Annotated in this window: 17 protein-coding genes and 1 tRNA gene; 11 read left to right on the top strand and 7 right to left on the bottom strand. The window is 69.1% G+C overall.

Features of this window, described 5'->3' with window-relative positions:
* Positions 1–2 precede the first annotated feature (2 nt).
* The 4 genes from QUY26_RS30245 to polA form a co-directional block, all read right to left on the bottom strand.
* The gene (locus QUY26_RS30245) at positions 3–1,001 is read right to left on the bottom strand and encodes a DUF3068 domain-containing protein (RefSeq protein WP_289952142.1); all 999 of its coding nucleotides are present in this window, start codon (positions 999–1,001) and stop codon (positions 3–5) included.
* 11 nt (positions 1,002–1,012) lie between these two features.
* Positions 1,013–1,147 carry an SPW_0924 family protein gene (locus QUY26_RS30240; RefSeq protein ID WP_289952140.1) on the bottom strand — a complete coding sequence of 45 codons (135 nt, stop codon included), beginning with the start codon at positions 1,145–1,147 and terminating at the stop codon, positions 1,013–1,015.
* Positions 1,148–1,339: 192 nt separating this feature from the next.
* The gene (locus QUY26_RS30235) at positions 1,340–3,127 is read right to left on the bottom strand and encodes a lytic transglycosylase domain-containing protein (RefSeq protein WP_289952138.1); all 1,788 of its coding nucleotides are present in this window, start codon (positions 3,125–3,127) and stop codon (positions 1,340–1,342) included.
* Between the two features lie 495 nt (positions 3,128–3,622).
* Positions 3,623–6,292 (bottom strand): DNA polymerase I, encoded by a 2,670-nt coding sequence (polA, locus tag QUY26_RS30230; protein ID WP_289956175.1) that lies wholly within the window; start codon positions 6,290–6,292, stop codon positions 3,623–3,625.
* A gap of 228 nt (positions 6,293–6,520) precedes the next feature.
* On the opposite strand from polA, the gene QUY26_RS30225 reads away from it, so the two are divergent.
* The 8 genes from QUY26_RS30225 (at position 6,521) to QUY26_RS30190 (ending at position 16,453) form a co-directional block, all read left to right on the top strand.
* Positions 6,521–8,800: an FdhF/YdeP family oxidoreductase gene (locus QUY26_RS30225; protein WP_289952136.1), complete on the top strand. Its 2,280-nt coding sequence runs from the start codon at positions 6,521–6,523 to the stop codon at positions 8,798–8,800.
* 82 nt (positions 8,801–8,882) lie between these two features.
* Positions 8,883–9,380, top strand: a complete 498-nt coding sequence (locus QUY26_RS30220; RefSeq protein ID WP_289952134.1) for a PaaI family thioesterase — start codon at positions 8,883–8,885, stop codon at positions 9,378–9,380.
* Positions 9,381–9,568: 188 nt separating this feature from the next.
* Positions 9,569–9,970, top strand: coding sequence for a hypothetical protein (locus QUY26_RS30215; protein WP_289952133.1), 402 nt, complete (start codon positions 9,569–9,571; stop codon positions 9,968–9,970).
* 713 nt (positions 9,971–10,683) lie between these two features.
* A complete protein-coding gene (locus QUY26_RS30210; RefSeq protein WP_289952131.1) occupies positions 10,684–11,916 on the top strand; it encodes a branched-chain amino acid ABC transporter substrate-binding protein in 1,233 nt (410 codons plus the stop codon).
* Positions 11,917–12,007: 91 nt separating this feature from the next.
* Positions 12,008–12,937 (top strand): branched-chain amino acid ABC transporter permease, encoded by a 930-nt coding sequence (locus QUY26_RS30205; protein ID WP_289952129.1) that lies wholly within the window; start codon positions 12,008–12,010, stop codon positions 12,935–12,937.
* A 5-nt stretch (positions 12,938–12,942) separates the two neighbouring features.
* A complete protein-coding gene (locus QUY26_RS30200) occupies positions 12,943–14,787 on the top strand; it encodes a branched-chain amino acid ABC transporter permease (RefSeq protein ID WP_289952128.1) in 1,845 nt (614 codons plus the stop codon).
* On the top strand, positions 14,784–15,740 hold the full coding sequence (locus tag QUY26_RS30195) for an ABC transporter ATP-binding protein (RefSeq protein WP_289952127.1): 957 nt from the start codon (positions 14,784–14,786) through the stop codon (positions 15,738–15,740). The genes QUY26_RS30200 and QUY26_RS30195 overlap by 4 nt, the downstream gene beginning before the upstream one ends.
* Positions 15,737–16,453, top strand: a complete 717-nt coding sequence (locus tag QUY26_RS30190; RefSeq protein ID WP_030362912.1) for an ABC transporter ATP-binding protein — start codon at positions 15,737–15,739, stop codon at positions 16,451–16,453. Before QUY26_RS30195 ends, QUY26_RS30190 begins: the two co-directional genes overlap by 4 nt.
* A 130-nt stretch (positions 16,454–16,583) precedes the next feature.
* On the opposite strand, the gene QUY26_RS30185 is transcribed toward QUY26_RS30190, so the two are convergent.
* Entirely contained in the window at positions 16,584–17,237 is a 654-nt protein-coding gene (locus QUY26_RS30185; protein ID WP_030362911.1) for an ANTAR domain-containing response regulator, read from the bottom strand.
* A 105-nt stretch (positions 17,238–17,342) separates the two neighbouring features.
* Here QUY26_RS30185 and QUY26_RS30180 point away from each other — a divergent pair.
* Both QUY26_RS30180 and QUY26_RS30175 read left to right on the top strand, forming a co-directional pair.
* Positions 17,343–17,426, top strand: a tRNA-Leu gene (locus QUY26_RS30180).
* 86 nt (positions 17,427–17,512) lie between these two features.
* The gene (locus QUY26_RS30175; RefSeq protein ID WP_289952118.1) at positions 17,513–18,298 is read left to right on the top strand and encodes a helix-turn-helix domain-containing protein; all 786 of its coding nucleotides are present in this window, start codon (positions 17,513–17,515) and stop codon (positions 18,296–18,298) included.
* 14 nt (positions 18,299–18,312) lie between these two features.
* On the opposite strand, the gene pyk is transcribed toward QUY26_RS30175, so the two are convergent.
* Together pyk and QUY26_RS30165 are read right to left on the bottom strand one after the other, a co-directional pair.
* Positions 18,313–19,749, bottom strand: a complete 1,437-nt coding sequence (pyk, locus tag QUY26_RS30170) for a pyruvate kinase (protein WP_289952117.1) — start codon at positions 19,747–19,749, stop codon at positions 18,313–18,315.
* Positions 19,750–19,947: 198 nt separating this feature from the next.
* Positions 19,948–20,661 carry an SIMPL domain-containing protein gene (locus QUY26_RS30165; RefSeq protein ID WP_289952115.1) on the bottom strand — a complete coding sequence of 238 codons (714 nt, stop codon included), beginning with the start codon at positions 20,659–20,661 and terminating at the stop codon, positions 19,948–19,950.
* Between the two features lie 145 nt (positions 20,662–20,806).
* Here QUY26_RS30165 and QUY26_RS30160 point away from each other — a divergent pair, with 145 nt between their 5' ends.
* Entirely contained in the window at positions 20,807–22,618 is a 1,812-nt protein-coding gene (locus tag QUY26_RS30160) for a bifunctional metallophosphatase/5'-nucleotidase (RefSeq protein ID WP_289956174.1), read from the top strand.
* The last annotated feature ends 5 nt before the right edge of the window (positions 22,619–22,623 follow it).

Below are 22,623 nucleotides of genomic sequence, written 5' to 3'. Positions count from 1 at the left end.
CCTCAGGCGCTGGCCGGCTGCGGCTGCGGCTCCGCTTCCGCCGACGGCGCCGGGTCGCCCGGCCTGCGGCTGCGGGCCTCCAGCCAGAGGGACAGCGCGAGCAGCAGCGCGCCGAGGATCAGGAAGCCCCAGGGGAGGTAGGCGGTCATCAGGAGCACCAGGACGCGCTGGGACTTGACCAGGTCGACCGTGTGGGCGATGTAGTCCTCGCGCATCTTCACGTGTCCGGCGAAGACCGTGACCTTGTCGCGGCCGCCGAGCAGGGTGCCGCCGCGCAGTTCGTTGCGCTGGATCTCCTCGCCGTAGACGGGTGCTCCGGTGGTCGGGTCGACCCAGAACTTGCGGACCGTGGTGTACCAGCGGGTGGTGCCGGTCTTGGCGAGTGACTCCGGTGTGATGCCCTTGACCGGCATCGTCTTGGGGAAGGGGACCTTGGTCCAGGGGATGGTCTGCTCGAAGTAGTAGACCTTCACGCCGCGGAAGTCCTGGGTGCCCTTGTAGTGGATGGGCCGGGTGATGCGGGCCTGCGCGTCGAAGTACTCGTAGTCCCGCTTCTCGGTCAGGAAGGGCCACTTGAACTCGATGCCCTGGCGCTTGACGGGGTCGCCGTCGACCATCTCGCCGGTGGCGTGCACCGGTTCCTGGCTGTGCGCGTCGAAGATGTACCGCTCGGGGATCTTGGAGACCATCTTGCCCTCGGAGTCCTGTACGTAGGAGAGGGCGTCCCAGACCACGACGTCGCGGTCGGCGCTCTTCTCGATCTTCTCCGACGCCTCCACGTTGCCCTTGAGCGTCTGCACGATGGTGACCTTGGGGACCTTCTTGGCCTTCATCGTGCCGTAGTCGATGAGCGTCGGGTTCTTCGCCTCCAGGACCGCCTCCTGGTACTGGCTCGGCGGGACCTTGGCGAGGCGCGGGAAGGCGTACCAGCGCACGAGCGGGGACATGGCCGCGCAGAACACGGCGACGGCGAGCAGGACCAGGCTGGCCTTGCGGCGCATCTCGGCCCTCCCTACGGATGTTCGGGGACGGTGGTGAGCAGCGGCTTGGGCGAGGTCTCGCCGGCCGGGGCGCCGATGGCCGTGATCGTCAGGACCAGGGCGAAGGCGACGGCGAGGCCGGTGGCGGCGGCGATGAGGGCACGCATGCGGGCCTCCCGAGGCGGCTGGAACCGGTAACTGACTATGCGTCAGGGCGGGGGGCACCGTAGCAACGGACAGGCCAGATGAGAACACGTCGCGCACACGACGACCGCCCCCGGCCTCGTGGGCCGGGGGCGGTCGGGTGCCGCGTGCGGGCGGCGCTGCTCGCGCCGGGGCGCGGGCGGGTGGCTGGCTGGCTACGCCGTGGGCGAGGCGGACGCGGCGGGCGCGGTGGGCGAGGCGGGCGCGGTGGGCGAGGCCACCTTCAGTTCGAGGGTGAGCGTGGCGCCGCCGTTGGTGACGATCCGCAGGAGGTACGTCCCCGCGGTGTCGTCGGCGTACATCTTCGGCAGCAGCAGCTTGCCGTCCTCGTCGGTCTTGAGGCCCTTGAGGGTGCGCACGGGCTTGTCGTCCGCGCCCTTGAAGTAGGGGCCCTTGTCGGCGGCGGTGCCGTCCTGCGCCGACTTGACCATCGTGGCGGTGGCGGCGACGCCCGCGGCGCTCTCGCCCTTGTACGTCGCCTTGACCTCCACCTGGTCGGCGAACTCCTTGCCGGCCTCGCAGACGAGCGCCTTGTCGCTGGTGCGCGCCAGCTTGTCGGCCTTGCGGGCGGTGACGGTCGCGGGCACCTCGACGGCGGTCAGGGAGCGGTCCACGACCCGGGCGCGGACGGTGAACTCACCGGTCCGCTCGCCCGCCTCGATGACGGGCGCCGTGGCCGTGCCGGTGCCGGTCGTGGTGACGGTGACGCTGCGCGCGCCGCCCTCGAACCGGGTGTCCGTGTCACCGGAGATGGTGAACCGGACCTTGACCTTGGGCACGCCGAGGCCGGTGCGGTTCTCCGCCTTGACCGCGACCCGCCCGGCGAAGGCATCGCCCGCGGTCGCCGTGAGCTCCGCGGCACCCGCGTTCTTCAGGCGGCTGACCTGCTCGGACGGCGAGGGCTTGGGCGGGTTCGGGGGCTTGGGGTTGTCGGGCTTGCCGGGCTTGCCGGGCTTGTCCGGCGGCTTCGGGGTCCCGGGGTGGGTACCGGGCTTGTCCCCGCCGGGCGTCTTGCCGGGCACCTGGGGCTTGGGCAGCTGCTTCGGCGGGGTGGTGCTCGGCGGCGGCGTGGGCCGCAGCGGCGGGTTCGACGTGCCGGGCGAGGGGCGGTTCTCGTCGCTGCGGTCGTCGGGCAGGACACCGCTGCCGTCGGGGACCTCGTGGGTGCCCTTGCGGTAGTACTCCAGCCACGACAGGACCGTGTTCAGGTACTCCGTGGAGCGGTTGTAGCTGAGGATCGCCGCGCGCAGGTCGTCCTTGTCGGCGAGGTCGCGGCCGCCCGCGCACAGGTAGTGGGCGGCGCCGAGCGCGGCGTCGTAGATGTTGTTCGGGTTCTTCTCGCCGTCGCCGTTGCCGTCCTGCTGCCAGTTCGCCCACGTCGAGGGGATGAACTGCATCGGGCCGACGGCACGGTCGTGCGTGGTGTCGCCGTCGAAGGCGCCCTTGTCGGTGTCGGTGATCTTCGCGAAGCCGTTGCCGTCGAGGACCGGGCCGAGGATGGGCGTGAGGGTCGTGCCGTCGGCGTCGACGCGGCCACCGCGGGCCTGGCCGGACTCGACCTTGCCGATGGCGGCGAGCAGTTGCCAGGGCAGGTTGCAGCCGGGCCGGGACTCGCGCACGGCCGCTTCGGCCTTCTTGTACGCGTCGAGGACCGTGGCCGGAAGGCCCGCTTCCTTGTCGCCGATGGCCACGCCGCCACCGGGCTTGGAGCTCGGCGGTACGGGGCTCTTCAGCGGCGGCAGGTCCGTGTAGTACGGCGAGTCACCGGTGGCGGAGTCGCCGTCCGGCGAGGGCGTGCTGTCCGCGGCGCCCGCTCTGTCGTCCCGGGCCTGGTCGTTGGTGACGCCCGGAGCCTGCGAGGCTGCCAGCGCCGCCACCGCGGCGGCGGCGACCGCGGTGGTCACCGCGGTCCTGCGCACCCGACTGCCGAATACCGCCGCCATGTCCGTGAACCCCTCCCCTTGACGACCCGGCCCGTGACGTCCCGGCGCATCCGCGCACCCTTGACGGAACGACTCAGGCGACACTACGACAACTTCCAGAGCCCAGACACCCGTTCGTGACCGATTTTCCCGGCTTGGCGTGTCACAGCCCTGTCCCGGTCCCGCACGGTCCCGCTCAGGACACTTCTCGTTCACCGGGAGATTTTCCAGGCCGCACCCTTTGCCCCCGGATGCGACTTGCACAACGAATTTCCAGCCCGCCCGGCCGACTGTTGCACCCGCCCGGCGATTGAGGACGAGCGCGCAGCGCGACCGGGGCAGCCCGAATCGAGCCCGCCCCGCGATCGACGACGAGCACGCAGCACGACCAAGGTCGACCCGCATCAAGCCCGTCCGGCGATTGAGGACGAGCGCGCAGCGCGACCGGGGGCGCCCCCGTGCAACGGAACCAGAAGCCCCACGCCCAGAGGCCCCCGAGACAGACCCGGCCGGAGGCTAGTGCGCGGCCGACTCCCAGTCGGGCCCCACACCCACCGACACATCCAACGGCGCTCGCAGCGAAACCGCTCCGGCCATCTCCCGCCGCACCAGCTCCTCCACGGCCGCCCGCTCCCCCGGAGCGATCTCGAGCACGATTTCGTCGTGGACCTGGAGCAGCATCCGCGAGCTCAGCGCCGCGTCGTTGAGCGCCCGGTCCACGTTCAGCATGGCGATCTTGACGATGTCGGCGGCCGTGCCCTGGATCGGCGCGTTCAGCGCCATCCGCTCGGCCATCTCACGCCGCTGCCGGTTGTCGCTGTTGAGGTCGGGGAGATAGCGGCGGCGCCCGAGCATCGTCTCCGTGTACCCCGTCGCGCGGGCGTCGTCGACGACGCGGCGCAGATAGTCGCGCACCCCGCCGAAGCGCTCGAAGTAGGTGTCCATCAGGGCGCGCGCCTCGCCCGCCTCGATGCCGAGCTGCCCGGACAGGCCGAAGGCGGAGAGGCCGTACGCCAGGCCGTACGACATGGCCTTGATCTTGCGACGCATCTCCGCGTCGACGCCGGAGCGCTCCACGCCGAACACCTGCGAGGCGACGGTGGTGTGCAGGTCCTCGCCGGAGGTGAACGCCTCGATGAGGCCCTCGTCCTCCGACAGGTGCGCCATGACGCGCAGTTCGATCTGGCTGTAGTCGGCGGTCATCAGGGACTCGAAGCCCTCGCCGACGACGAAGCCGCGGCGGATCGCCCGGCCCTCGTCGGTGCGCACGGGGATGTTCTGCAGGTTCGGGTCCGTCGACGACAGGCGGCCGGTGGCGGCCACCGTCTGGTTGTACGTCGTGTGGATGCGGCCGTCCGCGGCGATGGACTTGACCAGGCCCTCGACGGTGACGCGCAGCTTGGCCTGCTCGCGGTGGCGGAGCATGATCACGGGGAGTTCGTTGTCCGTCTGGGCGGCGAGCCAGGCGAGGGCGTCGGCGTCCGTGGTGTACCCCGTCTTCGTCTTCTTCGTCTTGGGCAGGCCCAGCTCGCCGAAGAGGACTTCCTGGAGCTGCTTGGGCGAGCCCAGGTTGAACTCGTGGCCCGCGGCCGCGTGCGCCTCCTTCACGGCCTGCTGCACGGCGCCCGCGAACTGCTGCTCCATGGACTCCAGATGTGCCCGGTCGGCCGCGATGCCGTGCCGCTCCAGGCGGGCCAGGAGCGTGGACGTGGGCAGCTCGACGTCCGTGAGGAGACCGGCGGCGTTGACCTCCTTGAGGCGCTCGCCGAAGGCCGTGCCCAGGTCGAGGATGGTGCGGGCCCGCACCATCAGCGCCTCGGCCTCGGCGCCCTCAGGGTCCTCGAGGTCCTCGGTGCCGAAGGCGAGCTGCCCGTCGGCCGCCGCGGGCACCAGCTCGCGGCCCAGATACTCCAGGGACAGCGCGTCCAGGTCGAAGGAGCGACGCCCGGGCTTGACCAGATACGCGGCGAGGGCGGTGTCCATGGTGATGCCGGCGACGCTCCAGCCGTGCTCGGCGAAGACCCGCATCACGCCCTTGGCGTTGTTCAGGACCTTGGGCTTGTCCGCGGCGGCGAGCCAGGTCGCGAAGGCGTTCTCGTCGGCCTCGTCGAGCTGCGCCGGGTCGAACCAGGCGGCCGCTCCCCCGGCCGCGGCGAGCGCGACCTCGGTGACCGAGCCGGTGCCGAGCTGCCAGCTGTCGACCGTGGCCAGGCCGAGGACCGCCTTGCCGTGCTCGGCGAGCCAGGGCCCGAGCTCGCCCGCGCCGAGCATCGAGCCGTCCAGGTCGATGCCCTCGGCGGCCGGTGCCTCCTCGGCCTCCTCGGCGCCCGGGTCGACGGCGAGGAGGCGCTCCCGCAGGGAGGGGTTGCGGATCTCCAGGGTGTCCAGGACCATCGCGAGGGCCTTGCGGTCGTACGGAGCGCGCGCCAGGTCGTCGACGCCCTTGGGCAGCTCCACGTCGCGGACCATCTCGGTCAGACGGCGGTTGAGCTTCACGGCGTCCAGGTGGTCGCGGAAGTTCTGCCCGGCCTTGCCCTTGACCTCGTCGGCGCGCTCGACCAGCTCCGCGAACGAACCGAACTGGTTGATCCACTTCGCGGCCGTCTTCTCGCCGACGCCGGGGATGCCCGGGAGATTGTCCGACGGGTCGCCGCGCAGTGCCGCGAAGTCCGGGTACTGGGCGGGCGTCAGGCCGTACTTCTCCTCGACCTTCTCCGGCGTGAAGCGGGTCAGCTCCGAGACGCCCTTGGTGGGATACAGCACCGTCACGTGGTCGGTGATCAGCTGGAAGGAGTCACGGTCACCGGTGACGATCAGGACCTCGAAGCCGGCCGCCTCGGCCTGCGTGGCGAGGGTGGCGATGACGTCGTCCGCCTCGAACCCGTCGACGGCGAACCGCACGGCGTTCATCGAGTCGAGCAGCTCGCCGATCAGCTCGACCTGGCCCTTGAACTCGTCGGGGGTCTTGGAGCGGTTCGCCTTGTACTCCGTGAACTCCTCGGAGCGCCAGGTCTTGCGCGAGACGTCGAAGGCCACCGCGAAGTGCGTGGGCGCCTCGTCGCGCAGCGTGTTCGCCAGCATCGAAGCGAAGCCGTAGATCGCGTTCGTCGGCTGGCCCGTCGCCGTCGTGAAGTTCTCGGCGGGCAGCGCGAAGAACGCCCGGTACGCCAAGGAGTGCCCGTCCATGAGGAGCAGGCGCGGACGCCCGCCGCCGGCCGGGGTCGCCTTCTTCGCCGTCTTCGCCGTCTTCTCGAGGGCCGCGGACTTCTTCTTCGCTGCTGTTTCTGCCACGCACCCGATCCTGCCACGCCCCACTGACACTCCGGCCATCCGCGGCCCGGCCGGAGGCCGTGTCAGCCCTGCGTGGGAGGATCGGAGACCTACGTCACGCATGCGCTCGAAGAGGAGCAGGCCATGGCAAGCAAGCCGCCCAAGGGTGATCCGGTCCAGGACGCGCCGCAGGTCACGGACGCCCCGCACGCCGCGGCCGGGCTGCCCGCCATCGGTCACACCCTGCGCGTCGCGCAGCAGCAGATGGGCGTGCGGCGCACGGCGCTGACCCTCCTGCGCGTCAATCAGAAGGACGGCTTCGACTGCCCCGGCTGCGCCTGGCCCGAGCCGGAGCACCGGCACAAGGCGGAGTTCTGCGAGAACGGCGCGAAGGCGGTCGCGGAGGAGGCGACGCTGCGCCGGGTCACCCCGGACTTCTTCGCCGCGCACCCGGTCTCCGACCTCGCCACGCGCAGCGGGTACTGGCTGGGCCAGCAGGGCCGCCTCACCCACCCCATGTATCTGGCGGAGGGCTCCGACCACTACGAGGCGGTGCCGTGGGAGCGGGCCTTCGACATCGTCGCCGAGGAGCTGGCCGCCCTCGGCTCCCCCGACGAGGCACTCTTCTACACCTCGGGACGCACCAGCAACGAAGCGGCGTTCCTGTACCAGCTCTTCGCCCGCGAGCTCGGCACGAACAACCTCCCCGACTGCTCGAACATGTGCCACGAGTCGTCGGGCTCGGCCCTCACGGAGACCCTCGGCGTCGGCAAGGGCAGCGTCCTCCTCGAAGACCTCTACAAGGCGGACCTGATCATCGTCGCCGGGCAGAACCCGGGCACGAACCACCCGCGCATGCTCTCCGCCCTGGAGAAGGCGAAGCACAACGGCGCGAAGATCATCACGGTGAACCCGCTGCCCGAGGCGGGCCTGGAGCGCTTCAAGAACCCGCAGACCCCCCAGGGCATGCTCAAGGGCACCGCACTCACCGACCTGTTCCTGCAGATCCGCCTCGGCGGCGACCAGGCCCTCTTCCGCCTCCTCAACAAACTCGTCCTGGAGACAGCGGGAGCGGTGGACGAGGAGTTCGTACGCGAACACACCCACGGGTACGAGGAGTTCGCCGCCGCCGCGCGCGCCGCCGACTGGGACGAGACGCTGACGGCGACCGGCCTGGACCGCGCCCGCATCGAGGAGGCCCTGCGCATGGTGCTCGCCTCGAAGCGCACGGTGGTGTGCTGGGCGATGGGCCTCACCCAGCACAAGCACGCGGTGCCCACGATCCGCGAGGTCGTCAACTTCCTGCTCCTGCGGGGCAACATCGGACGGCCCGGCGCGGGCGTGTGCCCGGTGCGCGGCCACTCCAACGTGCAGGGCGACCGCACGATGGGCATCTTCGAGCGGCCCGCGCCCGCGTTCCTCGACGCCCTGGAGAAGGAGTTCGGCTTCGCGCCGCCGCGCCACCACGGCCTGGACGTCGTCCGTGCCATCCGGGCGCTGCGCGACGGCGACGCGAAGGTGTTCTTCGCGATGGGCGGCAACTTCGTGTCCGCGTCGCCCGACACGGAGGTCACGGAGGCGGCGATGCGCCGCGCCCGGCTCACGGTGCACGTGTCGACGAAGCTCAACCGCTCGCACGCGGTCACCGGTGCGCGAGCCCTGATCCTGCCGACCCTCGGCCGCACCGAGCGCGACCTGCAGGGCAGCGGCGAGCAGTTCGTGACGGTCGAGGACTCCATGGGCATGGTGCACGCCTCGCGCGGACGCCTCGCCCCGGCGAGCCCGCACCTGCTGTCCGAGCCCGCCATCGTGTGCCGCCTCGCCCGGCGCGTCCTCGGCCCGGAGTCGGCCACGCCCTGGGAGGAGTTCGAGAAGGACTACGCCGCGGTGCGCGACCGCATCGCACGCGTGGTCCCCGGCTTCGAGGACTTCAACGCCCGCGTGGCGCATCCGGGCGGCTTCGCCCTTCCGCACGCCCCGCGAGACGAGCGCCGCTTCCCCACGGCCACCGGCAAGGCCAACTTCACGGCCGCGCCCGTCGAGTACCCGGCCCTGCCCGAGGGGCGCCTGCTGCTCCAGACCCTGCGCTCCCACGATCAGTACAACACCACGATCTACGGCCTCGACGACCGCTACCGAGGCATCAGGAACGGCCGCCGCGTCGTCCTGGTCAACCCCGACGACGCCCGCGCGCTCGGCCTCGCCGACGGCTCGTACACCGACCTGGTCAGCGAGTGGCAGGACGGCGTCGAGCGGCGCGCGCCGGGCTTCCGTGTCGTGCTCTACCCGACGGCGCGCGGCTGCGCGGCCGCGTACTACCCGGAGACCAACGTGCTGGTGCCGCTGGACGCCACGGCCGACACCAGCAACACCCCCGCCAGCAAGTCCGTGGTCGTACGCCTGGAACAATCGGCGACCGACTGAGCGTTCGCTCAGCGACCGGCGCGCCGCCTCGGCGGCCGCCGCGGTTGTTGTCAGGTGTCGTCGACGAACGGAGCACGGCCCGATGGGTGAGCAGCACACGACGAAGTTCCCGCAAGAGGTCATCGACGAGTACGCCGCGCTCGGCGTGGACCTGCCCGCCCTGTTCTCCGCCGGGAACCTCGGCCGGCGCATGGGTGTGCAGATCCTGGAGGCGGCCGCCGACCGCGTGGTCGGCACCATGCCCGTCGAGGGCAACACCCAGCCCTACGGCCTGCTGCACGGCGGCGCGTCCGCGGTCCTCGCCGAGACGCTCGGTTCGGTCGGCTCGATGCTGCACGGCGGCAGCACGAAGATCGCCGTGGGCGTCGACCTCAACTGCACGCACCACCGGGGCGCCCGCTCGGGCCTGGTCACGGGCGTGGCCACGCCGGTGCACCGGGGGCGGTCCACGGCGACGTACGAGATCGTCATCAGCGACGAGGACGGCAAGCGGGTGTGCACCGCGCGCCTGACGTGCCTGCTGCGGCCGGTCGACGCGATGCCCGGCATCGCAGGGGCGGAGGGCGACTCCCCGGCCTGAGGTCCGAGGTCCGAGGTCTGAAGTTCGTGGTCCGAGGTCCGGGTTCCGGGGTCCGATGTCCGAGGCTTGAGGCCGGGGCCTCGGGTCTGGAAACTCGATCACAGCCAGGGCCTCGGGTCTGGAACCTCGCGTCACAAGGGGGCGCCCGGGCGTTGCCGGAGCGGGCGCCCCCGCCCTAGCGTCGCCGCATGAGGCCCAGCAGGCTCCGCCGCGCGCTCGCCCTCGCCGCCGCCCTCTGCGCCCTGCCCGTCGCCGCCGGCTGCTCCGACCCGGGCGCCGCCCACGGCCACGCCTCCCGTACACCGCAGTCCCCCGCCGCGCGCACCACCTCCCCCGCGGACCTGTGCGCGATCCTCATCGTCAAGTGGGGGCGCGACGTCTACGACTTGGGCAAGGAGCCCTACGGCGACTACCAGAACATGGGCCTGTCGAACGGCCAGTACACGATCCTCCTGGACGTCCTGAAGGCCGCGCGGGCCGAACGCGAGCGCCACGGGGCCGCCGCGGGCCGGAAACTGATGCAGCGCCAGGCACGGGAGAAGTGCGCCGTTCGCTATCGCGACGGCGGCCCCGGCGGCAATCCCTGGTAGCGCCCGGGCGGACGCGCCCGCTCCGCCCGTTCCGCCGGCCCCTGCCCCGCCCAACTCCCCGCCCCCGTACGGCCCGAGGGAACCGACCCCCCGCCCCGCCGCCGCCCGGATAGCGGACACGAGTCGTCACCAACCGTATCCAGAGCGCGCCGCACCAGAGTCGGCCGTGCGCACCCAGGCGCGGCCGTGCGCACACCGTGGTCTTCACCTCAAAAACAGGAGTGCTACGCAAAAACACTCCTGACCGCGCACATTCGCGAAAGCGGAAAAGTGGCACGGAATGTCGGGCTCCCTTTTTGTCGGAGTAACGCTGCGTAATGCGCGCGCAATCTCCTCGCGACCCGCCGGAAGCACGCCACGCAACGCAAAAGATCATTTCCGGGCGCTCGACTCCACATACGCCCCGAACACGGCTGTCATGAGCGAAACCGCTTAACGGTCCTGCCGGTTTCCGGGGGCGACATCTGCCGAAGCGTACATATTCCGCCACAACCGACCCCTGCGTTCCAGCGCGGAATACTCCGTGTCATAACAAGAGCGTCACAGCCTTGGCCCGACCACTCCACCTGGATCAATTGCCCCCTTAGAGTCACGGCCAGTCACCGCGCCGCCGGGCGCGAACTGAATTGCACGGCCCGGTACCACCACCAGTACGGCCCGGCGATCTTCACGGCTCCTCCGCAGAGGGGACCGCGCCAGGGAAAGGACCCATCGTGCGAAACCGTTCCGCGCTCATCCTCACCACGGTGTTGACCACGGGGGCACTCACCCTCACCGCCTGCGGGTCGCGCGACAAGGACAAGGACTCCAGCGACAACGGCGGCGACAAGACCACCGTCACCATCGGCTTCGACGCCCCGCTCACCGGTGACCTCTCCGCCCTCGGCATCGGCATGCGCAACTCCGCCGAACTCGCCGTCAAGACCGCCAACAAGGAGAACACGGTCGACGGCGTCGAGTTCAAGCTCCAGCCCCTCGACGACCAGGCCCAGCCCTCCGTCGGCGGCACGAACGCCCAGAAGTTCATCAGCAACAAGGACGTCATCGGCGTCATCGGCCCGCTGAACTCCAGCGTCTCCCAGTCGATGCAGAAACCCCTCAACGACGCCGACCTCACCCAGGTCTCGCCCGCCAACACCGGCACCGAACTGACCCAGGGCGACGGCTGGAAGAAGGGCGACAGGAAGCGCCAGTTCGAGACCTTCTTCCGCACCGCCACCACCGACCAGGTCCAGGGCCAGTTCGCCGCCCAGTACCTGTTCCAGAAGGCGAAGATCAAGAAGGTCTATCTGATCGACGACCAGAAGACCTACGGCGCCGGCCTCGCCGCGTCCTTCAAAGACACGTTCACCGACCTCGGCGGCAAGATCGTCGGCACCGACCACGTCAACCCCGAGGACCGCGACTTCAAGTCCGTCGCCTCCAAGGTCAAGGGCACGGGCGCCCAGGCCGTCTACTACGGCGGTGAGTACCCCGCCGCGGCACCGCTCAGCCAGCAGCTCAAGGAATCCGGCGCCGACATCCCCCTCATGGGCGGCGACGGCATGAAGAGCGAAGAGTTCCCGAAGCTCAACAAGAAGGCCGAAGGCGACCTCGCCACCTCCGTCGGCAAACCCGTCGAGGAACTCCCCTCCGCGAAGAAGTTCATCACGGAATACAACAAGAACTACAAGGAAAACATGGAGGCCTACGGCGGCGGCACCTACGACGCCACCTGGGCAATCATCGAAGCCGTGAAGATCGCCGTCTCCGAGAACGACGGAAAGCTCCCCGACGACGCTCGCGAGAAGGTCCTCGCCAGCATGAGCAAGGTCAAGTTCGACGGCGTCACCGGCAGCGTCTCCTTCGACGAGTACGGCGACACGACGAACACGATGATGACCGCGTACGAGATCAAGAACAACAAGTGGGAGTCGAAGTTCAGCGAGGCATACAAGCCCCGGTAAATCCCACGCACACCCATTGACTCAAGACCGCGCGGGAAGCGCTACCAGCGCTCCCGCGCGGTGCCATATCCGAACCAACGGAGGCCCTGCGGTGAACGAACTGCCGCAACAGCTGGCCAATGGACTCATCCTCGGCGCGATGTACGGTCTCATCGCGATCGGCTACACGATGGTCTACGGAATCGTCCAGCTCATCAACTTCGCCCACGGCGAGATCTTCATGGTCGGGGGCTTCGGCGCCCTCACCGTCTTCCTGTGGCTCCCCGACGGATTCTCCCTGCTCACCGCCATCCCCCTCATGATCATCGGCGGCATCATCGTCTCCGTCGCCGTCGGCACCGCGGCGGAACGCTTCGCCTACCGCCCCCTGCGCGGCGCCCCACGCCTGGCACCCCTCATCACCGCCATCGGCCTGTCCATCCTGCTCCAGCAGGCCGTCTGGAAGTGGTACCCCGAAGCCAAGAAGGACCGCACGTTCCCGCAGTTCAGCGGCGACCCCGTGCACATATTCGGCGCCGACATCCAACGCGGCGACTTCTTCCTCATCCTCGCCGCCCCGCTGTGCATGCTCGCCCTCGCCTACTACGTCAACAAGACCCGCACCGGCCGCGGCATGCAGGCCACCGCGCAGGACCCCGACACCGCCAAGCTCATGGGCATCAACACCGACCGCATCATCGTCATGGCCTTCGCCATCGGTGCCGCGTTCGCCGCCATCGCAGCCGTCGGCTACGGCCTCCACAACGGCCAGGTCGGCTTCAAAATGGGCTTCATCATGGGCCTCAAGGCCTTCACCGCAGCCGTACTCGGCGGCATCGGCAACATCTACGGCGCCATGCTCGGCGGCATCGTCCTCGGCGTCGCCGAAGCCCTCGCCACCGGCTACATGGCCGACGTACCCGGCATGGAACAGTTCGGCGGCGGCGCCTGGAAGGACGTGTGGGCCTTCGCCCTCCTCATCCTCGTCCTGCTCCTGAGGCCACAAGGCCTGCTCGGCGAACGCGTCGCGGATCGGGCGTGATACCCATGACCACCGACACCACCAAGAACTCCGGGAACCCGGGAAGCACGGGGAGCACCAGCGGCACGGCCAAGACCCCCGCCGCCCTCCCCACCTCCACCCTCCCCCTCCCGCCCCACATCGCCCGCATCGCCGTCTACGCGGGATCCGCCGCGGCCCTCATCGGCACCTTCCTCGCCTGGACCTGGACCACCGCCTTCCCCGGCGACCTCACCGTCACCGGCTACCCCGGCGGCCTCCAGATCATCACCCTCGTCGGCGCCGCCCTCACCCTCCTCTTCGCCCTCTCCGGGCAGGGCATCCGAGGCCTCGGCTGGCTCACCCCCGGCGGCACCAACAGCCCCGTCGTCCTGCTCAGCCTCGGCGTCCTCGGCTCCACCGGCTACACCATGGGCGCCATCGCCGAGCACCTCGGCGGCATCGTCAACCTCGAACCCGGCGCCTGGATCTCCGGCATCGGCGCACTCGTCGCCACCATCGGCGCACTCGGACTCCCCTCCGACCTGCCCGCCGACGAACCCCACCAGAACCACTGGGAACGCTTCCGCGCCAGCCTCAAAGCACCCGCGCCCAAGCGCGCCAAGACCCTGCCCGACTGGGTCGAGATCCTCATCATCGCCGCCTCCTTCGGCATCGGCCTCTACGTCTTCGCGTACGGCATCGAGGCCTACTCCGAACTCTTCATCGGCTTCCTCATCACCACCGTCCTCGGCGCCACCGCGCTCAACCGGGCAGGCCTCATCCCCCGGCTCAACGCGCTCACCGCCAAGCACCGCAACGTCACCCTGACCGCGGCGATCATCGCCGCGGCCATGTTCCCCTTCACCCAGAGCGACGCGAGCTACGCCCTCATCGGCGTCAACATCCTCATCTTCGCGACCGTCGCCCTCGGCCTGAACGTCGTCGTCGGCCTCGCCGGACTCCTCGACCTCGGATACGTCGCCTTCCTCGGCGTCGGCGCCTACACCGCCGCCCTCGTCTCCGGATCGCCCGCCTCCACCTTCGACGTCAAATTCCCCTTCTGGGCCGCCGTACTCACCGGCGCCGCCGCATCCCTCGTCTTCGGCATCGTCATCGGCGCCCCCACCCTGCGGCTGCGCGGCGACTACCTCGCCATCGTCACCCTCGGCTTCGGCGAGATCTTCCGCATCACCATGAACAACCTCAACGGCAGCGCGGGCCCCGACCTCACCAACGGCGCCCAGGGCATCCCCAACATCCCCGACCTGGAGATCCTCGGCTGGAACCTCGGCGTCGAACACGAAGTCCTCGGCTTCACCCTCAGCAGGCCCGCCAACTACTACCTGCTGATGCTGTTCTTCACCGCCGTCGTCGTCCTCGTCTTCCGCCGCTCCGGGGAATCCCGCATCGGCCGCGCCTGGGTCGCCATCCGCGAGGACGAGACCGCCGCCACCGCCATGGGCATCAACGGCTTCCGCGTCAAGCTCATCGCCTTCGCCCTCGGCGCCACCCTCGCCGGATTCGCCGGCACCGTCCAGGCACACGTCTCCTACAGCATCACCCCCGAGCAGTACCTCTTCGCCAACACCGTGCCCCCGAACTCCGCCTTCCTGCTCGCCGCCGTCATCCTCGGCGGCATGGGCACCATCAGCGGACCCCTCATCGGCGCGGCCCTGCTCTACCTCATCCCGGCCAAACTCCAGTTCCTCGAGGACTACCAACTCCTGCTGTTCGGCCTCGCACTCATCCTGCTCATGCGCTTCAGGCCCGAAGGCCTCGTCGCCAACAAGCGCGCCCAGCTCGAATACCACGAGACCGACCAGCTCGACGTACCCGACGCACAGAAACTCCCCGAAGGAACCGTCGGCGCCAGCAAGGCGGGGGCGTGACCACCATGACCACCACAACCACCACCACCGTCCTCGAAGCCAGCGGCGTCACCATGCGCTTCGGCGGCCTCACCGCCGTCCGCTCCGTCGACCTCACCGTCAACAGCGGCGAAATCGTCGGCCTCATCGGACCCAACGGCGCCGGCAAGACCACCTTCTTCAACTGCCTCACCGGCCTCTACGTCCCCACCGAGGGCAAGGTCTCCTACAAGGGCACCGTCCTGCCCGCCAAACCCCACCTCGTCACCGACGCCGGCATCGCCCGCACCTTCCAGAACATCCGGCTCTTCGCCAACATGACCGTCCTGGAAAACGTCCTCGTCGGACGCCACACCAGGACCAAGGAAGGCCTCTGGTCGGCGCTGCTCCGCGGCCCCGGATTCAAGAAAGCCGAGGCCGCCTCCCACGCACGGGCCATGGAGCTCCTTGAATTCATCGGCCTCGCCCACAAGGCCGACCACCTCTCCCGCAACCTCCCCTACGGCGAACAACGCAAGCTCGAAATCGCCCGCGCACTCGCCAGCGAACCCGGCCTCCTGCTCCTCGACGAGCCCACCGCGGGCATGAACCCGCAAGAAACCCGCGCCGCCGAAGAACTCGTCTTCGCCATCCGCGACCAAGGCATCGCCGTCCTCGTCATCGAGCACGACATGCGGTTCATCTTCAACCTCTGCGACCGCGTCGCCGTCCTCGTCCAGGGCGAGAAACTCGTCGAAGGCACCTCCGAAACCGTCCAGGCCGACGAACGCGTCGTCGCCGCCTACCTCGGCACCCCCTTCGAAGGCGCCCCCGGCGCCGCGGAAGTCGCCGAGGTCGAAGCGGCCGAGGCGGAAGCCGAAGCGGCGACCGCGCCGAGCGACGCGCCGAGCGACGAACCGGACGACGCGCCGGGCACCACCGGTACCGACAACTCCGGTACCCGCACCACCGGTTCGGAAGGAAAGAGCCTGTGACCACACTGCTCGAGGTCGAGGACCTCAGGGTCGCCTACGGCAAGATCGAAGCCGTCAAGGGCATCTCCTTCAGCGTCGAAGCCGGGCAGGTCGTCACCCTCATCGGCACCAACGGCGCCGGCAAGACCACCACCCTGCGCACCCTCTCCGGCCTCCTCAAACCACTCGCCGGAAAGATCATGTTCGACGGGCAGCCGCTCAACGGCATCCCCGCCCACAAGATCGTCGCACTCGGCCTCGCCCACTCACCCGAAGGCCGACACATCTTCCCCCGGCTCACCATCACCGAGAACCTCCAGCTCGGCGCCTACCTCCGCGACGACAAGGCAGGCATCGAGAAAGACATCCAACGCGCCTACGACCTCTTCCCCATCCTCGGAGAACGCCGCAAGCAAGCCGCGGGCACCCTCTCCGGCGGCGAACAACAAATGCTCGCCATGGGGCGCGCCCTGATGTCCCGGCCCAAGCTCCTCATGCTCGACGAACCCTCCATGGGGCTCTCGCCGATCATGATGCAGAAGATCATGCAGACCATCAGCGAACTCAAGGCCCAGGGCACCACCATCCTGCTCGTCGAGCAGAACGCCCAGGCCGCGCTGTCCCTCGCGGACCAAGGTCACGTCATGGAGGTCGGCAACATCGTGCTGTCCGGTACGGGGCAGGACCTGCTGCACGACGAGTCGGTCCGCAAGGCCTATCTGGGCGAGGACTGACCTGGCCCCTGGTCCCTGAGCAGCGAAGAGGGCGGTCACCCCGGTGTCGGGGTGACCGCCCTCTTCGTCGGTTCTTCGGGTACCGGCCTGTGGGGGCCGGTCGCGCAGTTCCCCGCGCCCCTTACGGGGCCTAGCCCTTCGCTGCCTTCTTCTCCTCCGCGTCCTCGATGACCGCCTCCGCGACCTGCTGCATCGACAGGCGGCGGTCCATCGACGTCTTCTGGATCCAGCGGAAGGCGGCGGGCTCCGTCAGGCCGTACTCCGTCTGGAGAATCGACTTCGCGCGGTCCACCAGCTTGCGGGTCTCCAGGCGCTGGGTGAGGTCCGCGACCTCCTGCTCCAGGGCCTTCAGCTCCGTGAAGCGGGACACCGCCATCTCGATGGCAGGCACCACGTCGCTCTTGCTGAACGGCTTCACCAGGTACGCCATGGCACCGGCGTCGCGGGCCCGCTCGACCAGGTCGCGCTGGGAGAACGCGGTGAGCATGAGCACCGGGGCGATGGACTCCTCGGCGATCTTCTCCGCCGCGGAGATGCCGTCGAGGACGGGCATCTTCACGTCCAGGATGACGAGGTCCGGCTTGTGCTCACGGGCGAGCTCGATCGCCTTCTCACCGTCACCGGCCTCACCGACAACGGTGTAGCCCTCCTCCTCCAGCATCTCCTTGAGGTCGAGCCGGATGAGGGCCTCGTCCTCGGCGATGACGACACGGGTCGTCAGCGGCGGCACGTGCGACTGCTCGTCGGACACGTCAGCGGGCTCGGGCGACTCGGGGGTGGTCACGGGGGCTCCTCGTTCATGGCAGGTGCACTGCCTCGTCAGGGTACCTAGCTGCGACGCCGCACGGAGACCCGGTATGCTTCCGGCAGCGCACAGCGCCCCCACCCTGCCCGGTTGGAGGAACTGGTCAGACTCGCGGCACTCAAAATGCCGTGCCCTTTGGGCATGTGGGTTCGAATCCCACACCGGGCACTTGCAGGTAATAGCGGAGGTACACGTTCCCGTGAACCTCCGCATTCTGCTACATGGCGCCACGAGCAGTAGCACAGAGTGGTCGCATGAACTTCCACGGCACAGACGTGCGACAGAAGGCGCTGACCCTGCTGCGCGGCGGCGCCCGCAATGCGGACGTGGCACGCAAGCTGAACGTGCCCGCTGGCACCATCAGCTATTGGCGGCACCTGGACCGCGCGAAACGAGGCGAGTGTCCGGGCAAACCGATCCCGCTTTGCCCGCGCTGCGACGGCCGCGATCTTGACGAGGCCGCGTACGCCTACTTACTGGGTCTCTATCTCGGCGACGGCTGCGTCAACCATCATCGCCGGGGCGTCTACTACCTACGCATCGCGTGTGCAGACGACTGGCCGGGCCTGATCGACGCTTGCATGGAAGCAATGAGGCGCGTGTGTCCCGCCAACAAGGTGTGCCGCGTCCAGCGGCAGGGCTGCCAGTACGTCACCAGCTCCAGCAAGCACTGGCCGTGCCTGTTCCCGCAGCACGGCCCCGGCAAAAAGCACGACCGCACCATCGCCCTCGAACCCTGGCAACAGGAGACCGTCGACGCCCACCCGTGGGAGTTCGTCCGGGGGCTCATCCACTCCGACGGTTGCCGCCTCACGAACTGGACCACCCGGCTCGTCGCCGGTGAGCGCAAGCGCTACGAGTACCCCCGGTACTTCTTCACCAACAAGTCCGACGACATCCGTCAGCTCTACACCGACACTCTCGACACACTCGGTGTCATCTGGACGCACTGCACCCGCCACGGCAACCCGTACAACATCTCCGTCGCCCGCAAAGCCTCCGTAGCCCTCATGGACACCCACGTGGGCCCGAAGTACTGACCCCGTCCCTCCCGCTACCGCGTACTGTCGTCCTCACCGATGCGGTGGACGCGGACCAGGTTGGTGGAGCCCGCCACGCCGGGGGGTGAGCCGGCCGTGATGACGACGATGTCGCCCTTCTGACAGCGGCCGATCTTGAGGAGCTGCTCGTCGACCTGCTGGACCATCGCGTCGGTGGACTCGACGTGCGGGCCGAGGAAGGTCTCCACGCCCCAAGTGAGGTTGAGCTGGGAGCGGGTGGCGGCGACGGGGGTGAAGGCGAGGAGGGGGATGGGTGAGCGGTAGCGGGAGAGGCGGCGGACGGTGTCGCCGGACTGGGTGAAGGCGACGAGGAACTTGGCGCCGAGGAAGTCGCCCATCTCGGCGGCGGCGCGGGCGACGGCGCCGCCCTGGGTGCGGGGCTTGCTGCGTTCGGTGAGCGGGGGCAGGCCCTTGGCGAGGATGTCCTCTTCCGCCGCTTCGACGATGCGGGCCATGGTGCGGACGGTCTCGATGGGGTATTTGCCGACGCTGGTCTCGCCGGAGAGCATCACGGCGTCGGTGCCGTCGATGACGGCGTTCGCGACGTCGGAGGCCTCGGCGCGGGTGGGCCGGGAGTTGTCGATCATCGAGTCGAGCATCTGGGTGGCGACGATCACCGGCTTGGCGTTGCGCTTGGCGAGTTTGATGGCGCGCTTCTGGACGATCGGGACCTGTTCCAGGGGCATTTCGACGCCGAGGTCGCCGCGGGCGACCATGATGCCGTCGAAGGCGGCGACGATGTCGTCGATGTTGTCGACGGCCTGGGGTTTTTCGACCTTGGCGATGACGGGGAGGCGGCGGTTCTCCTCGTCCATGATGCGGTGCACGTCCTGGATGTCGCGCCCGCTGCGGACGAAGGAGAGGGCGATGACGTCGAAGCCGGTGTTCAGGGCCCAGCGGAGGTCGGCCTCGTCCTTGTCGGAGAGCGCGGGGACGGAGACGGCGACGCCGGGGAGGTTGAGGCCCTTGTGGTCGGAGACCATGCCGCCTTCGATGACGGTGGTGGTGACGCGGGGGCCTTCGACGGCGGTGACTTCGAGGGTGACCTTGCCGTCGTCGACGAGGATGCGCTCGCCGGGGGTGACGTCGTCGGCGAGGCCGGCGTAGGTGGTGCCGCAGAGCTGGCGGTCACCCTGGGTGTCGGGTTCGACGGTGATGGTGAACCCGTCGCCGCGTTCGAGGAGTACGGGTCCTTCGTGGAAGCGTCCGAGGCGGATCTTCGGGCCTTGAAGGTCGGCGAGGACGCCGACGCTGCGGCCGAGCTCGTCGGCGGCCTTGCGCACGCGCTGGTAGCGCTCCTCGTGGTCGGCGTAGGAGCCGTGGCTGAGGTTGAAGCGTGCCACGTCCATTCCGGCCTCGACCAGGGCCTTGATCTGGTCGTAGGTGTCGGTGGCGGGTCCCAGGGTGCAAACGATTTTCGCTCGGCGCATGCTTCGAGCCTAGGCCTTACTGGCGGGTAGAGGTTTGGCTGCGCGTGACTACTCAACGACCTTTGCATGAAAGGGTCTTGACAAGTGTTGAAGTGTGCGCGTGCTCGCTCTGATGAGCGCGTTCAGAGGTCAACGGGACGTCGGGGAGTCACAGTTGCGATGGTTGCGGTTGCTCAGCGTGGTGGAGTGCCGTGGTGGTCACAGGCGCGGCGGGTTCATGGTGAAGCGCGCGTTGACCTGGGCGTAGACGGACTGGCGTTGGGGTTCGAGGTCGAGGGGGGCGGCGGCTTCGGGGGCGCCTCCGTAGGCGGCGCGGGCCATGCCGGGGGCGGCGGGGCCGCCGCCGAACGGCGGGTAGGGAGCGTTGTCCGCGCCGATGTCGGCGATCTCGACGAGGGCGGCGAGGGCGGTGCCGAGGGCGTCGGCGTATTCGCGGGCGCGCTGGACGGCTTCCTTGACCGCTTCCTGGCGGGCGCGGCGGTGGGCGGGTGAGTCGGGGCGCAGGGACCACCAGGGGCCGTTGACGTGGGTGAGGTCCAAGTCGGCGATGCGGGTGGTGAGTTCGCCGAGGGCGGTGAAGTCGCTGAGTTCGGCGGTGATGTGGACGCGGCCGTGGTAGGTGCGGACGCGTTCGCCCTTGCCGCGTTTGGTGAGTTCGGGGGTGATGGAGAAGGAGCCGGTCTCGACGCGTTCGACGGCTTCGCCGTAGGTCTTGACGAGGTCGATGACGGTGGCGTTGCGGCGGGTGAGGTCGGCGAGGGCGTCGCGGCGGTCGGTGCCGCGGGCGCTGACGGTGATGCCGATGCGGGCGATCTCGGGGTCGACTTCGAGGTGGGCTTCGCCGCGGACGGCGAGGCGGGGGGCTTCGGGGGTGCCGTAGGGGACGCTCTGCTGCGGCTCGTCGGTGGTCATGGGCCCACTCTCGCATCGGTGGGGGGTGGCGGACAGTCATCGGATCGAAACCTGGCGGGTCTGTCGCCAGGCGTTCGGGCGGGTCAGAATCTACGCGCGTTAACCCTGTTCGCCGATGTCGTACGACGTGTTGGAGGAAGCCGAGATGCCACTGAACCGCAGGAAGTTCCTGGGTCGGTCCGCCGCGACGGGTGCGGGGGTGGCGCTCGCGGGTGCGGCGGTGGCGCCGGCGGCCGCGGCCGTGGCGCCGGGCGCGGCCCGTCCGGGCAAGCGGCCTCGGCGTTACTCGTTCACGGTGATGGGCACGACCGATCTGCACGGCAATGTCTTCAACTGGGACTACTTCACGGACAAGGAGTTCGACGACAAGGACCACAACGACGTGGGCCTGGCGAAGATCTCCACGCTGGTGAACGAGGTCCGCAAGGAGAAGGGGCGTCGGAACACGCTGCTCATCGACGCGGGCGACACGATCCAGGGCACCCAGCTGTCGTACTACTACGCGAAGGTCGACCCGATCACGGCCGCGCGGGGTCCGGTGCATCCGATGGCGCAGGCGATGAACGCGATCGGCTACGACGCGGCGGCGCTGGGAAATCACGAGTTCAACTACGGCATTCCGGTGCTGCGGAAGTTCGAGGAGCAGTGCGACTTCCCGTTGCTCGGCGCGAACGCGCTGGACGCGAAGACGCAGCGGCCCGCGTTCGCGCCGTACAGCATGCACCGCCTTCGCACTCCGCACGGCCGTGATGTGCGGGTCGCGGTGCTCGGTCTGACGAATCCGGGGATAGCGATCTGGGACAGGGCGAACGTCCAGGGGAAGATGACGTTCCCGGGGCTTGAGGAGCAGGCGGCGAAGTGGGTGCCGCGGCTGCGTTCGATGGGTGCGGACGTGGTGATCGTGTCGGCGCATTCGGGGTCGAGTGGTACGTCGTCGTACGGGGATCAGTTGCCGTACATCGAGAACGCGGCGGCGTTGGTGGCGGAGCAGGTGCCGGGGATCGACGCGATTCTGGTGGGGCACGCGCACACGGAGATTCCCGAGTATCTGGTGGAGAACAAGGAGACGGGCAGGAAGGTGGTGCTGTCGGAGCCGTTGAAGTGGGGGCAGCGCCTCACGCTGTTCGACTTCGACGTGGAGTGGTCGAAGGGCCGCTGGCGGGTGGTGAAGGCGGGGGCGAAGGTCCTGAACTCCAACACCGCGGCGGAGGACCGGCGGATCACGCGGCTGCTCGGGGACGAGCACAAGAAGGTCGTGGCGTACGTGAACCAGGTCATCGGTATCTCGAAGGAGGCGATGAGCACGGCCGAGGGCCCGTACAAGGATGTCGCGATCATCGATCTGATCAGTCATGTGCAGGCGGAGACGGTGCGGGCGGCGCTCGCGGGCGGAGCGTACGCGAAGCTGCCGGTCCTCTCGCAGGCGTCGTGCTTCTCGCGGACGGCGAAGATCCCGGCGGGTGAGGTGACGATCCGGGACGCGGCGGGCCTGTATCCGTTCGAGAACACCCTGGAGGCGCGGCTGATCACGGGTGCGCAGTTGAAGGACTATCTGGAGTTCTCGGCGCGCTATTACGTGCGGACGGCGGTGGGTGCCCCGGTGGATCCGGCGAAGCTGACGAACGCGGACAGCATTCCGGACTACAACTACGACGCGCTGTACGGAGTGACGTACGACATCGACATCGCGCGGCCGGCCGGGTCCCGCATCACGAATCTGCGGTTCGAAGGGAAGGATCTCGATCCGAAGGCGGAGTTCGTGCTCGCGGTGAACAATTACCGGGCGAGTGGTGGCGGCAATTTCCCGCATGTGGCGGCGGCGAAGCAGGTGTGGGCGAATTCCGACGAGATCCGCAACACGATCATTTCGTGGGTGAAGGCGAAGGGGACGGTGGATCCGGCGGAGTTCGCGGCGGTGGGCTGGCGGCTGACCCGTGAGGGCACGCCGGTGTTCTGAGGTCT

Origin of the sequence: Streptomyces flavofungini (genome assembly GCF_030388665.1) — a bacterium.
Taxonomy (GTDB): Bacteria; Actinomycetota; Actinomycetes; order Streptomycetales; family Streptomycetaceae; genus Streptomyces; species Streptomyces flavofungini_A.
The sequence above is the reverse complement of the archived record's forward strand: the minus strand, read 5'-3'. Positions and strand labels throughout refer to the sequence as shown.

Coding starts and splice junctions, on each gene's coding strand:
- QUY26_RS30200 (WP_289952128.1), top strand. CDS start 12,943: ATGACCACCGACACCACCAAGAACTCCGGGAACCCGGGAAGCACGGGG.
- QUY26_RS30215 (WP_289952133.1), top strand. CDS start 9,569: ATGAGGCCCAGCAGGCTCCGCCGCGCGCTCGCCCTCGCCGCCGCCCTC.
- QUY26_RS30175 (WP_289952118.1), top strand. CDS start 17,513: ATGAACTTCCACGGCACAGACGTGCGACAGAAGGCGCTGACCCTGCTG.
- polA (WP_289956175.1), bottom strand. CDS start 6,292: ATGGACGGGCACTCCTTGGCGTACCGGGCGTTCTTCGCGCTGCCCGCC.
- QUY26_RS30225 (WP_289952136.1), top strand. CDS start 6,521: ATGGCAAGCAAGCCGCCCAAGGGTGATCCGGTCCAGGACGCGCCGCAG.
- pyk (WP_289952117.1), bottom strand. CDS start 19,749: ATGCGCCGAGCGAAAATCGTTTGCACCCTGGGACCCGCCACCGACACC.
- QUY26_RS30245 (WP_289952142.1), bottom strand. CDS start 1,001: ATGCGCCGCAAGGCCAGCCTGGTCCTGCTCGCCGTCGCCGTGTTCTGC.
- QUY26_RS30220 (WP_289952134.1), top strand. CDS start 8,883: ATGGGTGAGCAGCACACGACGAAGTTCCCGCAAGAGGTCATCGACGAG.
- QUY26_RS30160 (WP_289956174.1), top strand. CDS start 20,807: ATGCCACTGAACCGCAGGAAGTTCCTGGGTCGGTCCGCCGCGACGGGT.
- QUY26_RS30235 (WP_289952138.1), bottom strand. CDS start 3,127: ATGGCGGCGGTATTCGGCAGTCGGGTGCGCAGGACCGCGGTGACCACC.
- QUY26_RS30165 (WP_289952115.1), bottom strand. CDS start 20,661: ATGACCACCGACGAGCCGCAGCAGAGCGTCCCCTACGGCACCCCCGAA.
- QUY26_RS30240 (WP_289952140.1), bottom strand. CDS start 1,147: ATGCGTGCCCTCATCGCCGCCGCCACCGGCCTCGCCGTCGCCTTCGCC.